The organism is Klebsiella sp. RIT-PI-d (assembly GCF_001187865.1).
Classification (GTDB): Bacteria; Pseudomonadota; Gammaproteobacteria; order Enterobacterales; family Enterobacteriaceae; genus Superficieibacter.
In genome coordinates this window covers 66796-82592 of sequence record NZ_LGIT01000005.1, presented here as the reverse complement: position 1 = coordinate 82592, position 15797 = coordinate 66796, and the positions used below count along the sequence as shown (strand labels likewise).

Sequence of the window (15797 nt, the reverse complement as noted above, 5' to 3'; positions counted from 1 at the left end):
GTGTTAGGCCTGCCGCCAGCGTTCAATCTGAGCCATGATCAAACTCTTCAATTTAAGTTTGATGCTCAAAGAATTAAACTTCGTAATGAATTACGTGTTCACTCTGAGACTTGGTATTTCTTTTTTGTCTTGCGACATTTAAGAATCCGTATCTTCGAGTGCCCACACAGATTGTCTGATAAATTGTTAAAGAGCAGTGCAACGCGGCTTTCGCTCACCGTTGCGAGGTCCCGTATAATACGTTTTCCTCGTTCAGAGTCAAGCGTTTATTTTCGCTTTTCTCTGCCGGCATTCCCGGAAGAATCCCTGCTGACCCGGCGGTTTGTAATCCGTTGTTCCGTGTCAGTGGAGGCGCATTATAGGGAGTTCTTTCGTGATGACAAGCATAAATTTAAAAAAACTTATCGTTAGCTTTTTTTTCATTCGCATTGCTTATTTCAACGACGAATTGGCAGTTATTTGCGCAATTTCACGCGCAAAAACCGCTGCCTGGTTCCAGTCGGTGTACACCACCTCTTTACGCGTATCCGTTTCTCCGCCAGTCATCTTCATAATGAGGCGGATCATCATCCGGTCATACCAGCGATAATGAGGATAACGCAGCGCGCCCGCGAATACGGCGCACAGCGTCGGCTGCCACGGGGAGCTAAGCAGGAATTTACGCGTATAACTGTTTGTTTGAGGCGTACGCTTCTCTGCTTTACGTGCGACCAGGTTTACTGAAAAGAATGCCCCCGGCAAAGACTCCAGCGCATGCAGGTGCTTTTTAATAAAGCTTTCCAGTGCTGGATGGTAATGGCCATAACGGATAGAGGCACCAATAACGACCCGATCATAAAGCGCCCAGTCGATATCATCCGTTCGATTGAGATTGACTAAGTCAGAATAGATGCCCTGCTCTTTGAGTTCAGACGCAATGAAAGCGGCAATCTCGCGCGTTTGCCCATCTCTCGTCGAGAACAGAATCAGTGTTTTCAAAACGTACTCCAGTTAATCACGCCAGAATGTCGGGGTAAAAAGAACCAATAGCGTAAAGACTTCAAGTCGGCCAAACAGCATGTTGGCAATCAGTATCCATTTCGCGACCGGATTCATGCTGGCAAAGTTATCTGCCACCACGCCAAGACCCGGTCCAAGGTTATTGAGTGTAGCGACAACCGATGCAAAGGCAGAGAAATCATCAACGCCGGTCGCAATGATAGCCAGCATACTGACAATGAATACCAGCGCATAGGCCGAGAAAAATCCCCATACCGCTTCAAGTATCCGTTCAGGCAGCGCTCTGTTACCTAGCTTAATACTATAAACCGCATTGGGATGGATCAGACGTTTCAGTTCCCGGTTGCCTTGTTTGAACAGCAGCAGGATACGAATAACTTTCAGCCCGCCGCCGGTTGACCCCGCACAGCCGCCAATAAAAGCAGAACAAAGCAGCAATACCGGCAGGAACAACGGCCAGCGCGCGATGCTATCAGTCGTAAATCCGGCTGTCGTGGCCATGGACACCACCTGGAAAAAAGCCTGGTTAAGCGTGGTTATTGCCGCGTTATAGACATCATGAAACCAGAGTACTAACGTGCAAATCACCACCAGCGTCAGTTGAACGCCAATAAACATGCGGAATTCCGGATCGCGCCAGTAGACTTTAAGGTTACGCCCGCTTAGCAGAGAAAAGTGCAGCCCATAGTTACAGCCAGAGATCAGCAGAAAGATAGCAATAATAGTATTTATAGTGGGACTATCGAAATAACCGATACTCGCGTCATGCGTTGAGAAGCCGCCAATCGCGATCGTCGAGAAGCTGTGCCCGATGGCATCAAATGCGGGCATACCGGCAAACCACAGTGCCAGCGCGCAGGCGACGGTCAGCAGAACGTAGATCAGCCACAGCGTTTTTGCCGTCTCGGCAATGCGCGGACGCATTTTGTTATCTTTCAATGGCCCCGGCATTTCAGCCCGGTAAAGCTGCATTCCCCCAACGCCGAGGATAGGCAGAATAGCCACTGCCAGGACGATGATCCCCATCCCGCCGAACCATTGCAGCATCTGACGGTAAAAGAGAATACCGTGGGGTAATGAATCCAGCCCGACCAGGGTGGTCGCGCCCGTTGTCGTCAGACCGGAGAAAGACTCAAAGAAAGCATCGGTGATGGTCAGGTTGGGGCGTTCGGAGAAGACAAAGGGCAAGGCCCCGACGCTGCCCAGCACTGTCCAGAAAAGCACGACAATCAGAAACCCTTCCCGCGACTTTAATTCGCCTTTCTGTCGACGGTTAGGCCACCACAGCAGAGAGCCAATCGCCAGCGCAACGAAGAACGTCTGGGTAAATGCTCGTCCTGCCCCATCGCGATAGATCAGCGCTACCAGTCCGGGCAGGATCATCGTCCCCGAGAATAAGATAACCAATAGTCCAACAATTCGGGTAATGGCGCGAAAATGCATCTCTGCCGCTTCCTGTGATAGTAAAAATGAGGTGGGGATTATTCTTCAATCGCTAACAATTGCAATGAACCTCGGCTAAAATCCGCCAGCCTTGCTGAAAATTCAGCCACTTTTGCATAAGGAAGTGCCACTCTTAACAGGACAATGGCCTGATAATCGCTTTCCACTATCTTACCGGCAAACCGCTCTAACAGCGCCTCGACTCCGGCCAGCTGACTATATTCACACTGCAAAGTATATTCGGTTAATGGCGTCTTGCGCTGTGTTGTTAACTGTCTTAACGCCTGATTCACTCCGCCACCGTAGGCTTTTACCAGACCACCCGTGCCGAGAAGAATACCGCCGTAGTAGCGAACAACCACCGCGGTTATCTCACCGACATCGCTGCCCATCAATTGTGCCAGCATTGGCTTACCGGCCGTTCCCGCCGGTTCACCATCGTCTGAAAATCCTAACTGTTGTGAATCGCCTGGCGCGCCGGCCACCCAGGCTACGCAGTGATGGCGGGCATCAGGATGTTCAGCCCGCACAGACTCGACAAACAGTTTGGCCGCCTCAACGCCGTCGGTATGGGCGAGCAACGTAATAAAGCGGCTCTTTTTGATTTCATCGACAACGCTCACCGGCGCCGCAGGAATTAACCAACTGTCCATTACGCCAGCTTCAGATCCCGCGTCATGTTCTCAACATGATTATCATGGATAACGACATTATCCTCGATGCGAATACCGCCAAACGGTTTCAGCGCGTCAATTTTCTGCCAGTTGAAATGCTGACTGAACTGCCCTTCGCGCCACGGCGCTAATAACGACTCGATAAAATAAATGCCCGGCTCGATAGTCAGCACCATGCCCGGCTGGAGCACACGGGTACAGCGCAGATAAGGATATTTCGACGGCGCAGCCAGATGAGTGCCGGTATCATCTTGCATGAAACCAGCAACATCATGCACCTGAAGGCCCAGCGGATGTCCGATACCGTGCGGCATAAACGGTCCGGTAAGATCGTTTTCTACCAGCGCCTCTTCACTCATATCCACAAGGATCTGATGTTTACGCAGAATTTTGGCGATGCGCTGATGGAACTGGATGTGATAATCCACATAGCTGACGCCTGCTTTCATCGTTCCGATAAGCGCCAGCTGTTCATCATTCACATCGTTGATTAGCTGTGCATAGTCATTATCGCTGCTCGCCGCCCAGGTACGCGTGAGATCGGCTGCATAACCGTTGTATTCGGCCCCTGCATCCAGCAAGAAACTGCGCATTTCTGATGGCGCATGGTGATCGAGCTTAGTGTAATGCAGTACAGAGGCATGTTCATTAAGCGCCACAATATTGCTGTAAGGAACGTCGATATCACGATGACCGGTCGCGGTCAGGTAGGCAATATTGATATCAAACTCGCTCATGCCTGAACGAAACGCTTCTTCAGCTGCACGATGACCGTTTACCGCTGTTTTTTGCGCTTCACGCATACAGGCCAGTTCATAGTCAGTTTTATAAGCCCGGTAATAGTGTAAATAGCCGATAACCGCTTTTGGGTTAATGTTGCTGGCCGGAATGTCGAGGCTCAGCGCGCGCTCAGGCACCGGACCAATATAGCCGATGTTACTACGCCCGGCAGGTAACTGGCTGGCAATACCGTCCGCTTTCGGCAGCGCAATAACGTCAATTTCTTCGGTCCAGAATGACGTCGGCAGCGGCTCCACGTTGTGCCAGTAATCTACCGGCAGATAAAACCATAATTTTGGTTTATTCACGCCATCCACCAGCAACCAGCAGTTTGGGACCTGCGTTACCGGAACCCACGCTTTGAATTGCGGGTTGACCTTGAACGGATACGGATGGTCGTCAAGAAAGACATTGAACAGCTCACCGGAATGAATAAGCAGCGCATCAAGCTGAGAGCGTGCCAGTACGTCGCGGGTGCGTTCCTGCAACGTAACGATATGATTTTTATAAAGTGAAGCCAGCGATTCCATCTTGTTACCCTTCAAAATATAGCCCCTAATCTTCGCATAGTAGCACACCTCGCAAAGGCCGGGCGATTTCCCATGAGCGTGATCAAGTCAGCAATTTTTTAATGATTAATTTGCATTTTATTAACATAAAATCCACACTCCGCTTCATCTGGTATGACCAGATCCCTTGCGGATTCAGGAGACTGACATGCTTTATAAAGGCGAAACGCTTTACCTTGACTGGCTGGAAGATGGCATCGCCGAACTGGTGTTCGATGCGCCAGGTTCGGTCAATAAACTCGACACTGCAACCGTCGCCAGCCTCGGACAGGCGCTTGATGTGCTGGAAAATCAACGCGATTTAAAAGGGCTGCTGCTCCGTTCCAGTAAAGCGGCGTTTATTGTAGGCGCTGATATCACCGAATTTCTCTCACTGTTTCTCGTTCCGCCAGAACAGCTGAGTCAGTGGCTGCGATTTGCGAACACTGTTTTTTGCCGCCTGGAGGATCTGCCGGTTCCGACTGTCTCCGCTATCAGCGGCTACGCCTTAGGCGGCGGCTGTGAGTGCGTGCTGGCGACGGATTATCGTCTGGCAACGCCAGATCTGCGTATCGGCCTGCCCGAAACCAAACTCGGTATTATGCCAGGATTTGGCGGCTCGGTACGTCTGCCGCGCCTGCTCGGCGCTGACAGCGCGCTGGAAATTATTGCTGCCGGTAAAGATGTCAGTGCCGATCGGGCACTGAAAATTGGGCTGGTTGACGGCGTTGTAAAGGCAGAAAAATTGCGTGACGGCGCTATTGCCATCCTGCGGCAGGCTATTAGCGGCGATCTGGACTGGAAAGCGAAACGCCAGCCTAAGCTGGAGCCGCTGCATCTTAGTAAAATCGAAGCCACCATGAGTTTTACCATTGCCAAAGGCATGGTGATGCAGACGGCGGGTAAACATTATCCTGCCCCTCTTACCGCGGTAAAAACCATCGAAGCCGCTTCACGCCATGGCAGGGAAGAAGCGCTGGAGCTGGAAAATAAGAGCTTTGTTCCGCTGGCCCACTCGACTGAAGCACGGGCGCTGGTCGGGATATTCCTTAACGATCAATACGTGAAAGGTAAAGCGAAAAAGCTGACTAAAGATGTAGAGGCACCGACGCAGGCGGCCGTACTGGGCGCAGGCATTATGGGCGGCGGCATTGCGTATCAGTCAGCCTCGAAAGGTGTGCCTGTGATCATGAAAGACATCAATGAGAAATCATTGACTCTTGGCATGAATGAGGCCGGTAAATTACTCAATAAACAACTTGAGCGCGGCAAGCTCGACGGTCTGAAACTGGCAGGAATTATTTCCACTATCCAGCCGACCTTACATTATGCCGATTTTGACCGGGCCGACATTATTGTTGAAGCCGTGGTCGAAAACCCGAAAGTGAAAAAGGCCGTATTGGCAGAAACGGAGGATAAGGTGCGTGAAGATGCCGTGCTCGCGTCCAATACCTCCACCATTCCGATTAGCGAACTGGCAAGCGTTCTGAAACGCCCGGAGAATTTCTGTGGTATGCACTTCTTTAATCCGGTTCACCGGATGCCGCTGGTTGAAGTGATCCGTGGAGAGAAAACGTCTGACGAAACTCTCGCCAAAGTTGTCGCCTGGGCCAGCAAAATGGGCAAAACGCCGATTGTGGTCAACGACTGCCCCGGCTTCTTTGTTAACCGCGTCCTGTTTCCCTACTTTGCCGGATTCAGCCAGCTGCTGCGCGATGGCGCAGACTTCCGTAACGTCGATAAGGTCATGGAAAAACAGTTTGGCTGGCCAATGGGTCCTGCGTATCTACTGGACGTCGTCGGTATCGATACCGCGCACCATGCGCAGGCGGTAATGGCCGCCGGTTTTCCGCAGCGAATGCAGAAAGATTACCGCGATGCTATCGATGCGTTGTTTGATGCCGGGCGCTACGGGCAAAAAAATGGCCTCGGCTTCTGGCGCTATAAAGAAGACAGTAAAGGTAAGCCGAAGAAAGAACAGGATGAGGCGGTGGCCGGCCTGTTGGCCGACGTCAGCGAAACTAAACACGATTTCAGTGACGATGAGATTATCGCGCGGATGATGATCCCGATGGTCAACGAAGTGGTGCGTTGTCTGGAGGAAGGCATTATTGCCAGCCCGGCAGAAGCGGATATGGCGCTGGTTTACGGCCTCGGTTTCCCACCGTTTCACGGCGGCGCATTCCGCTGGCTGGACACTATTGGCAGCGCTAAATATCTCGATATGGCCCAGCAATATCAGCACCTTGGTCCACTTTATGCTGTGCCGGAAGGTCTGAAGCAGAAAGCGCGCCACAACGAACCGTACTATCCCCAGGTTGAGCCTGCCCGTCCGGTTGGCGAGCTGAAAACGGCTTAAGGAGTCACAATGGAACAGGTTGTTATTGTCGATGCAATTCGTACTCCAATGGGGCGCTCCAAAGGGGGCGCATTCCGCCACGTCCGTGCAGAAGATCTCTCCGCGCACTTAATGCGTAGCCTGCTGGCGCGTAATCCCGCGCTGGAAGCGGCGGCGCTGGACGACATTTACTGGGGCTGCGTGCAGCAGACGCTGGAGCAGGGCTTCAATATTGCCCGTAATGCCTCCTTACTGGCTGAAATTCCCCATTCTGTGCCTGCCGTTACCGTTAACCGTCTGTGTGGTTCATCAATGCAGGCGTTACACGATGCGGCACGAATGATCATGACGGGCGATGCGCAAGCTTGTCTGGTTGGCGGCGTTGAGCATATGGGCCACGTACCAATGAGTCACGGCGTGGATTTTCAGCCGGGATTAAGTCGTAACGTCGCTAAAGCGGCGGGGATGATGGGGCTAACCGCAGAAATGCTTTCCCGTATGCACGGTATCAGCCGTGAAATGCAGGATGCTTTCGCCGCACGTTCACATGCCCGTGCCTGGGCTGCCACACAGTCCGGCGCATTTAAAAATGAAATCCTTCCGACCGGCGGCCATGATGCCGATGGCGTACTGAAACAGTTTAACTATGATGAAGTCATCCGCCCGGAAACCACGGTTGAAGCGCTGTCAGCGTTAAAACCGGCGTTCGATCCGGTCAATGGTACAGTGACCGCGGGTACATCATCGGCCCTTTCAGACGGTGCAGCAGCCATGCTGGTGATGAGCGAAAGCCGTGCTCGCGAGCTGGGCCTCACGCCGCGCGCCCGTATTCGCTCGATGGCGGTAGTCGGCTGCGATCCGTCGATCATGGGTTATGGTCCGGTGCCGGCATCCAGACTGGCGCTACAGAAAGCCGGGCTTTCTACTCACGACATCGGCCTTTTTGAGATGAACGAAGCCTTTGCCGCGCAGATCCTGCCGTGCATTAAAGATCTGGGGCTAATGGAGCAGATCGATGAGAAGATTAACCTTAACGGCGGTGCCATCGCGTTGGGCCATCCACTCGGCTGTTCAGGCGCACGGATCAGCACCACATTACTGAATCTGATGGAGCGTCAGGATGTACAGTTCGGTCTGGCCACGATGTGCATCGGACTGGGTCAGGGAATTGCCACCGTGTTTGAGCGGGTTTAATCATACATACGGCAGACTGACGTCTTCAGTCTGTCGCCATCACGCTGTCTTAGCGAAAAAGTTTAGTTGCCGTTCTTCCCGCCTGTCAGGGGCGGGCTTTTTTTATGCCAAATAGCGTTACAGCCCGGCAGGAAGATCAGGAACCGGGAAAGCGACGTTTCCCGGTAAACACTTAAATAAAGGCGAAGGCATCGCCGAACAGACGATCTTCACGTGCGCCGCGTTCGTTACAAAATAAATCGCGAGCGATTTTTGCCATTTCGAAGCGCCCGGCAATGTAAATATCATGTTCGGTCAGCGAACCATGATCCTGAAGCACTGCGGTTAATACCGTTCCCGTGCGCCCGCGCCAGTTTTCTTCCGGTTGTTCAACAACGGCTTCAATACGCAGATTAGGATGGCTGACTGACAGCGCCTCAAGCTCGGAAAGATCATAAAGATGCTTCTCTTCACGCCCGCCCCAGTAAATGGTGATATGACGATGCGGATTACGCGCCAGCGCGGTCAGCAGAATAGAACGTACGTAGGAGAACCCTGTTCCTCCGGCAATCAGGATCAGCGGACGCTCTTCATCGTCACGCAGCCACGCTTCTCCGTGAGGAATATCAATAACGATATTACGCTCCTTCAGAATACGGTCCATCACTGCCATCGCGTAGAGATTCAGTTCAGAAGCGCCAATGTGCAGCTCGATAAACTCTTTTTCAGACGGAGTAGACGCCATGGAAAAGGGACGTTTGTCACGCTCATCCATGACGACCATCAGGTACTGGCCTGCGCGAAAAGAAAACGCGGTTTCCGGCACCAGGCGGACGCGATACACAGTGTCGGTGATCGCTTCCACCGAGGTCACTTTACAGCTTAAGGTTGTCATGGTTTCCCTCTGTCGGGTCTTTTATTCATCACACTTCAGGTTGCAGATGAATGGCAATATGCCACTCTGACTCACCGTCCGGGGTTAGCGCTTACTCTCATTAAAGATAGCCAGTTCATCCCAGATGGCATCAATACGTGCCGTTACAGCAGGATCTTTTTTGATGGGGCGCCCCCATTCCCGCTGCGTCTCTCCCGGCCATTTATTCGTAGCATCCAGACCCATTTTGGAGCCAAGACCAGAAACCGGAGAGGCAAAATCCAGATAATCTATTGGTGTATTTTCTACCAGTACCGTATCACGCGCCGGGTCCATACGGGTAGTGATCGCCCAGATCACATCGTTCCAGTCGCGAGCATTAACATCATCATCGCAGACGATAACAAACTTAGTGTACATAAACTGGCGTAGAAAAGACCAGACGCCCATCATCACGCGTTTGGCATGACCAGGGTACTGTTTTTTCATTGTTACCACGGCCAGGCGATAAGAGCAGCCTTCCGGGGGAAGATAAAAATCGACAATTTCTGGAAATTGCTTTTGCAAAATAGGGACGAAGACTTCGTTGAGCGCCACGCCCAGTACTGCCGGCTCATCGGGTGGACGTCCGGTATAGGTCGAATGATAAATCGCATCTTTCCGCTGCGTAATATGCGTTACGGTAAAGACCGGAAAATTATCCACTTCGTTATAGTAACCGGTATGATCGCCATACGGACCTTCCGGGGCCATTTCGCCTGACTCAATGTACCCCTCAAGCACGATTTCCGCGCTGGCAGGCACTTCCAGATCGTTGGACACGCACTTCACAACCTCTGTTTTCGTTCCGCGCAGCAGCCCGGCAAATGCATATTCGGAAAGCGTGTCGGGAACCGGAGTTACCGCACCGAGAATAGTCGCCGGATCGGCTCCCAGCGCGACGGCAACCGGAAAGCGTTCACCAGGATGCGCAGCACACCACTCCTGGTAATCCAGGGCGCCACCGCGATGTGACAGCCAGCGCATAATCAGCTTATTTTTACCTATTAGCTGCTGGCGATAAATACCCAGATTTTGCCGCTCTTTATGCGGACCACGCGTTACCGTAAGTCCCCACGTAATCAGCGGTGCCGCATCTTCAGGCCAGCAGGTCATGATGGGAATGCGCGATAAATCCACGTCATCGCCCTGAAACACTTTTTGCTGACACGGCGCACCACGCAGACGCTTAGTCGGCATGTTCAGGACTTGTTTAAACTGCGGAAGTTTGTCGAAAAGATCGCGAAATCCTTTCGGCGGCTCTGGCTCTTTCAGGAAGGCCAGCAGCTTGCCGACTTCACGTAGCGCTTTAACATCCTGCTGCCCCATTCCCATTGCCACGCGTTCAGGGGTGCCAAAAAGATTACACAGTACCGGCATGTCGTAACCCTTAGGATTTTCAAACAGCAGCGCTGGCCCACCAGCACGTAATGTGCGGTCGGCAATTTCGGTGATTTCAAGATGAGGATCGACCGCAAGCGTAATACGTTTAAGTTCACCCTGCTTTTCCAGCAGCGTCAGAAAATCGCGTAAATCGTGGTATTTCATGGCGTCAGTTATGGCCTCTTTGTCAGCGGTTTATTATACGGCCTAAGGCACAGCGATGCTGTATTTTTGTTAAATTAAGGTAAATTCCAATCCCACGCATTGCCAGAGGTGATTAGAATTAACTTAAGGACGACCTTTTGTTATGCTTGCGCCGGGATAAGCGGAATAGAGTCATTATGCAAGCCTGGTATTTACTGTACTGCAAACGCGGGCAACTTCAGCGAGCTCAGGAACATCTGGAGCGACAGTCGGTTAACTGCGTGACGCCGATGATCACCCTCGAGAAAATAGTGCGTGGCAAAAGAACGCCTGTCAGTGAGCCACTGTTCCCCAATTATATGTTCGTCGAGTTCGATCCTGAAGTCATCCATACCACGACAATCAACGCTACCCGCGGGGTCAGCCATTTTGTCCGTTTTGGCGCAAACGCGGCGACCGTTCCATCATCCGTTATTCATCAGCTTTCCATTGCCAGCCCTGAGGGGATAACCGATCCACAAACGCCTTATCCTGGTGACAGCGTGCTGATCACCGAAGGCGCATTCGAAGGCCTGGAGGCTATTTTTACTGAGCCAGATGGTGAAGCACGCTCAATGCTGCTGCTTAATCTGCTGAACAAGCAGATTAAGCATAGCGTTAAAAACACAGAATTCCGCAAGGTCTGATGCTTAAAACTGAATGCGAAACAACGCTTTGACATTAGCATCGGTATAACTTTCCAGCTGTTCAGGATCCTCGCCGCGCCAGTATGCCACGCGTTCCAGAATATGCTTAAGCAGTGCGGGTTCATTGCGCCGTGACGCAGGTTTCGGCCGGATATCGCGTGGTAACAACCATGGCGCATCGGTTTCAATCATCAGCCGGTCAGCAGGAATAAAGGGCAACAGTTCCCTGAGTTCCAGTCCGCGACGCTCATCGCAAACCCAGCCGGTAATGCCGACGTATAACCCGCGATCAATACACTGCTGCATCTCCTCACGTGTACCGGTAAAGCAATGCACGACTGCGCCCGGAAGCTTATCCAGCCAGGGTTCCAGCAAGGCCATAAAGCGTGGGTGGGCATCCCGACAGTGAAGGAAAACCGGCATACTGCGTTCGGCGGCTATCGCCAGTTGCGCACTGAATGCGGCTTCCTGTGCCTGTGGCGTAGAATAGTTACGATTGAAATCCAGGCCGCATTCGCCAATTGCCACCACTTCCGGCTGCGTTGACAGCGCATAAATAGCATCAGCAACGTCCTGGCTCCAGCTGCTACTGTCGTGAGGATGAACGCCAGCCGTTGACCAGCATCCTTCTAATTGCGTCGCCATCCGCTGCGCCTGCTCACTTTCATGTAGATTGGTGCCGGTTAACAGCATTCCTTTGACGCCTGCGCGCTGCGCACGTTCGACAACATCCATATAATCGTTGGCAAACTGCGAACTGGTCAGATTTACACCGATATCAAACATAGTATTCCCTACAAAAAACCGCCCTTTTTGGGCGGTTAACATTACTCTTCGCTTTCTGTTTCCTGCTCTGCATCATCGTGGCGGGTGCGACGTTTGCCAACGTAGAAGCGGGAGAAAAACAGGCCCACTTCAAACAGACAGTACATCGGGATCGCCAGCAACGTCTGCGAAAAAACGTCCGGCGGCGTCAACAGCATCCCGACGACAAATGCGCCAACCAGCACATAAGGACGTTTGGCACGCAGATCTTCAGGCGTGGTTATACCCAACCAGCAGATAAGAATAATGGCGACAGGAACTTCAAATGCCACGCCAAAGGCCATGAACAGCGACATAACAAAGCTCAGATAGCTGCTAATATCCGTCGAAACCTGTACCCCTTCTGGCGCGGTGTGCGTCAGAAAACCAAACGCCAGCGGGAAGACGACAAGGTAGGCAAACGCCATACCGATATAAAATAGCAGCGTACTGGAGACCAGCAGCGGCATGACCAGGCGGCGTTCGTGCTTATAGAGTGCAGGCGCAACGAAAGCCCAGACCTGATAGAGGATCACCGGTGCGGATAAAATGACCGATACCATGAAGGTCAGTTTTATCGGGGTAAAAAACGGCGATGCCACATCGGTGGCAATCATTGTTGCGCCCAGCGGCATTTGCTTAATCAGCGGTGCGGCGACCAGGTGGTAAATGTCATTAGCAAAGTACACCAGCGCCAGGAAAATGGCGACAACGGCAATAATGCTGTTAAGCAGGCGCTTGCGCAGTTCAATAAGATGCGCGATAAGCGGTTGAGTATCTTCTACGGCCATGTTTACGATTTATCACTTGAAGAAGAGGATGAGTCAGAAACCGGTGCGGCTACCGGCTTTTTTGCCAGCGTAACGGGAGCATCACTCGCCTGTGCCTCAGGCTGTAGAGGAGACTGCTCCTCGGCGCTGGCCTGATGTACTGCGGTTGCAGGGGTAACGCCTTCATGCTGTGCTTCGTTGCCTTTTACCAGCGGATTATGGATGGTATGGGCTTCGTCACTCTCTTTCTCAGGATCGTGAGCGCTGTAAGAACGTTTCATAGATTCCGCCGCTTCCCGCAGTTCATCCATTGAGGCTTTCAGCTCAGGCGATAAATTATTGAGGCTGGCCTTCTCCACTTTCTTCAGGCTGTCCTGAAGCTCCTGGAGCTTTAATTCCTGCGCCAGCTCATTTTGCACTGTTGAGGCCAGAGAGCGCATTGCGCGGATCCAGCCGACAACCGTTTTGACAGCGACCGGCAGACGTTTTGGCCCGAGAACAATCAGGCCAATCACGAATACCAGTAGCAGTTCACTAAATCCAATCTCGAACACGAATTACACCTGCTTGTCGTCGTGGCGTTTAATCTCTTCTTTTTTGGCCTCTTCCTGCTTTTCAGTCAGCGTTTTCGCCGTGAAATCAGCATCCTGAGAAGACGTATTCGGCTTGTCGTCATCGCTCATTGCTTTTTTAAAGCCTTTGATCGAAGACCCCAGATCGGACCCCAGAGAACTGAGTTTCTTGGTACCAAACAGCAATACCACGATAACCACGATAATCAATAACTGCCAAATGCTAATACCACCCATACAAAATCCTCACTATCAACTCGCAGGACGGCGAGCGTGAATAACTAAGCAGATCGCATAGCATTTGCGATCGCGATACAAAATTTAGCGCGTTTTACGCCAGCCAACGAGCCACGAGACAATGCCAGCGGCAATAAGCCATGCAGGCATCATTTCCCACTCGGGCCGATTAATCAACAGCAACGTGCCGCTCAGAATCAATGTTGCCCCGATACCAAATAAATAGCGGGACTGGCCTTGCCGCACGTGATTGGCCTGTAATTCAACGGCTATTTTATCAACACTGTACTGCAATTGCTTGTGCTGGCGCAGGCTGTTGTAGATCAGTTCAGGTAATTCCGGCATTTTCTCAATCCAGAACGGTGCTTTTTCTTTGCAGGCTCTAATCAACGACGGAATGCCGACCTGATCCTTAATCCATGTCTCAAGGAAAGGTTTCGCCGTTTTCCACAGATCCAGCTGCGGGTAAAGCTGTCTGCCCACGCCTTCAACATAAAGCAGCGTTTTTTGCAGCAGCACCAGCTGCGGCTGCACTTCCATGTTGAAGCGGCGCGCCGTGTTAAACAGATTCAGCAGTACGTGACCAAACGAAATTTCAGCCAGCGGTTTCTCAAAGATAGGTTCGCAGACGGTGCGTATGGCAAACTCAAACTCTTCAACGTTGGTGTCCGGCGGTACCCAGCCAGAATCGACGTGAAGCTCAGCCACTTTGCGATAATCGCGGTTGAAAAAGGCGATAAAATTCTCTGCCAGATAGCGCTTATCTTCTTTGTTCAGCGACCCTACGATGCCGCAATCAATACCAATATATTGCGGATCTTCCGGATGTTCATAGCTGACGAAAATATTGCCCGGATGCATATCCGCATGGAAGAAGCTGTCGCGGAAAACCTGGGTAAAGAAAACCTGAACACCACGCTCGGCCAGCAGTTTCATGTTAGTGCCATGCTGCTCCAGCTGGGCAACATCGGAAATAGGAATGCCGTAAATACGCTCCATTACCAGCATGTTCTGGCTACAGTAGTCAGAATAAACTTCCGGCACATACAGCATTGGACTGTTTTCAAAATTGCGGCGTAGCTGAATGGCATTTGCCGCTTCGCGCAGCAAATCAAGCTCATCAATCAGCGTCTTTTCGTACTCGCGCACCACTTCCATCGGACGCAAACGACGGCCGTCCGGTAATAGCCGTGGTACCCAGCGTGCCAGCCGGTGAATAAGTTTCATATCGGCTTTGATGACCGGCAGAATATCCGGGCGGATCACTTTGATGACCACCTTTTTACCGGTTTCTTTTAGCGTCGCCGTATGAACCTGAGCAATCGAAGCCGATGCCAGCGGGTTGATATCGAAATCGTCAAACCATGTTTCTACCGGTCTGTCACCCATCGCTTTTTCGATCTGCTGCTTAGCAAGTCTACCGTCAAAGGGAGCCACTTTATCCTGTAGCAGGGCGAGCTGATCGGCAATCAGCGGCGGGAAAAGATCGCGACGTGTTGAGAGCATTTGCCCGAACTTAATCCACACCGGACCAAGCTCCTGCAATGCCAGCCGCAGACGTTCGCCTAACTGCCGATCTTTATGCCGGTTGGGCATCCAGAATAGCGTACGCCGCCAGAGCCTTAGCGGCAACGTCAGGCGCATTCTTGGGATCAGCTCATCGAGTCCATAACTCAAAAATGTCTGGATGATAAAATACAGGCGGCGAACTTCACCTGGCGTCATTTGTCCTCCAGTTTTTCCAGCCGTGTCGTTAGATTATCTGCTGCACGTTCGACGGCAGCGACTTCTTCAGCAAACCATACAACTTCCAGCGCGCCGGGCGCCAGACGCCACTCTTCTGTCAGCGCATCAGCGACATACCTCTGCTGACGCCGCGCACTGTGATTAAGAAAGGTCGCTCCGCGCCGTAAAACCCGGCTTATGCCTTCAGCCGCGATATCGCCGGTCCATGGAGCCAGTAATTCCGCCGGGTCCAGTTCTGCCAAATCGCTTAGGGCAACAAAATTTTGTACCACCTGAATGTCGCCGTTAACGTCCAGCTCGCCGCTACGGATTAACGCAGTGAGCTGCTGGCGATCGCGCAGTTTTGGCAATACGCTCAGGCGAGTGGTTACCGTACAGTCCGCTTCACCTTCCCACTCACCCAGCACATCGACCTGCCGCTCGCTAAAGCAAAGCACCAGCGGCGATGAGAACTCTTTCAGCACAACGCGTAATACTTTCCCGTGCAGACGCTGACGAGCAGGTTTCAGGCCGCGCTCACGCCACAAAAAGGCGTTGAGGGCATTCTCTACGCCCGCAGTGATTAAAGGTTTGAACGGCATGACGCT

At 52.1% G+C, this 15797-nt stretch carries 16 protein-coding genes; 4 read left to right on the top strand and 12 right to left on the bottom strand.

Features of this window, described 5'->3' with window-relative positions; genetic code table 11:
* Positions 1–411: hypothetical protein (locus AC791_RS20660; protein ID WP_206742791.1), on the top strand; the 411-nt coding region annotated here is incomplete at its 5' end.
* 21 nt (positions 412–432) lie between these two features.
* Here the strand turns inward: AC791_RS20660 and hemG are convergent.
* Genes hemG through pepQ form a run of 4 tightly spaced genes read right to left on the bottom strand, consistent with a single transcriptional unit; the run spans position 433 to position 4426 of the window.
* Entirely contained in the window at positions 433–978 is a 546-nt protein-coding gene (gene hemG / locus AC791_RS05860; protein WP_049839561.1) for a menaquinone-dependent protoporphyrinogen IX dehydrogenase, read from the bottom strand.
* Positions 979–990: 12 nt separating this feature from the next.
* Complete coding sequence (trkH, locus tag AC791_RS05855; protein WP_049839560.1) at positions 991–2442, bottom strand: Trk system potassium transporter TrkH; 1452 nt, start codon at positions 2440–2442, stop codon at positions 991–993.
* A gap of 38 nt (positions 2443–2480) precedes the next feature.
* Positions 2481–3095, bottom strand: a complete 615-nt coding sequence (locus AC791_RS05850; protein WP_049839559.1) for an IMPACT family protein — start codon at positions 3093–3095, stop codon at positions 2481–2483.
* Positions 3095–4426 (bottom strand): Xaa-Pro dipeptidase, encoded by a 1332-nt coding sequence (gene pepQ, locus AC791_RS05845; protein WP_049839558.1) that lies wholly within the window; start codon positions 4424–4426, stop codon positions 3095–3097. The genes AC791_RS05850 and pepQ overlap by 1 nt, the downstream gene beginning before the upstream one ends.
* Positions 4427–4613: 187 nt before the next feature.
* On the opposite strand from pepQ, the gene fadB reads away from it, so the two are divergent.
* Positions 4614–6803, top strand: coding sequence for a fatty acid oxidation complex subunit alpha FadB (fadB, locus tag AC791_RS05840; protein ID WP_049839557.1), 2190 nt, complete (start codon positions 4614–4616; stop codon positions 6801–6803).
* Positions 6804–6812: 9 nt separating this feature from the next.
* Positions 6813–7976, top strand: a complete 1164-nt coding sequence (fadA, locus tag AC791_RS05835) for an acetyl-CoA C-acyltransferase FadA (protein WP_049839556.1) — start codon at positions 6813–6815, stop codon at positions 7974–7976.
* Positions 7977–8148: 172 nt separating this feature from the next.
* Here fadA and fre read toward each other — a convergent pair whose 3' ends face one another.
* Together fre and ubiD are read right to left on the bottom strand one after the other, a co-directional pair.
* The gene (gene fre, locus AC791_RS05830; RefSeq protein WP_049839555.1) at positions 8149–8850 is read right to left on the bottom strand and encodes an NAD(P)H-flavin reductase; all 702 of its coding nucleotides are present in this window, start codon (positions 8848–8850) and stop codon (positions 8149–8151) included.
* A gap of 84 nt (positions 8851–8934) precedes the next feature.
* The gene (gene ubiD / locus AC791_RS05825) at positions 8935–10416 is read right to left on the bottom strand and encodes a 4-hydroxy-3-polyprenylbenzoate decarboxylase (protein ID WP_049839554.1); all 1482 of its coding nucleotides are present in this window, start codon (positions 10414–10416) and stop codon (positions 8935–8937) included.
* Between the two features lie 176 nt (positions 10417–10592).
* Between ubiD and rfaH the strand changes: the two genes are divergently transcribed.
* Positions 10593–11081: a transcription/translation regulatory transformer protein RfaH gene (gene rfaH / locus AC791_RS05820; RefSeq protein WP_049839553.1), complete on the top strand. Its 489-nt coding sequence runs from the start codon at positions 10593–10595 to the stop codon at positions 11079–11081.
* A gap of 3 nt (positions 11082–11084) precedes the next feature.
* Here the strand turns inward: rfaH and tatD are convergent, their stop codons facing one another.
* The 6 genes from tatD to ubiJ all read right to left on the bottom strand — a co-directional run bounded on the left by tatD (position 11085) and on the right by ubiJ (position 15791).
* Complete coding sequence (gene tatD, locus AC791_RS05815; protein WP_049839565.1) at positions 11085–11867, bottom strand: 3'-5' ssDNA/RNA exonuclease TatD; 783 nt, start codon at positions 11865–11867, stop codon at positions 11085–11087.
* A 41-nt stretch (positions 11868–11908) separates the two neighbouring features.
* Entirely contained in the window at positions 11909–12676 is a 768-nt protein-coding gene (gene tatC, locus AC791_RS05810; RefSeq protein ID WP_049839552.1) for a Sec-independent protein translocase subunit TatC, read from the bottom strand.
* A gap of 2 nt (positions 12677–12678) precedes the next feature.
* On the bottom strand, positions 12679–13209 hold the full coding sequence (tatB, locus tag AC791_RS05805) for a Sec-independent protein translocase protein TatB (RefSeq protein WP_049839551.1): 531 nt from the start codon (positions 13207–13209) through the stop codon (positions 12679–12681).
* A 3-nt stretch (positions 13210–13212) separates the two neighbouring features.
* The gene (gene tatA, locus AC791_RS05800) at positions 13213–13464 is read right to left on the bottom strand and encodes a Sec-independent protein translocase subunit TatA (protein WP_049839550.1); all 252 of its coding nucleotides are present in this window, start codon (positions 13462–13464) and stop codon (positions 13213–13215) included.
* Positions 13465–13548: 84 nt separating this feature from the next.
* Complete coding sequence (gene ubiB, locus AC791_RS05795) at positions 13549–15189, bottom strand: ubiquinone biosynthesis regulatory protein kinase UbiB (protein WP_049839549.1); 1641 nt, start codon at positions 15187–15189, stop codon at positions 13549–13551.
* Positions 15186–15791 carry a ubiquinone biosynthesis protein UbiJ gene (ubiJ, locus tag AC791_RS05790; protein WP_049839548.1) on the bottom strand — a complete coding sequence of 202 codons (606 nt, stop codon included), beginning with the start codon at positions 15789–15791 and terminating at the stop codon, positions 15186–15188. The genes ubiB and ubiJ overlap by 4 nt, the downstream gene beginning before the upstream one ends.
* Positions 15792–15797 lie beyond the last annotated feature (6 nt).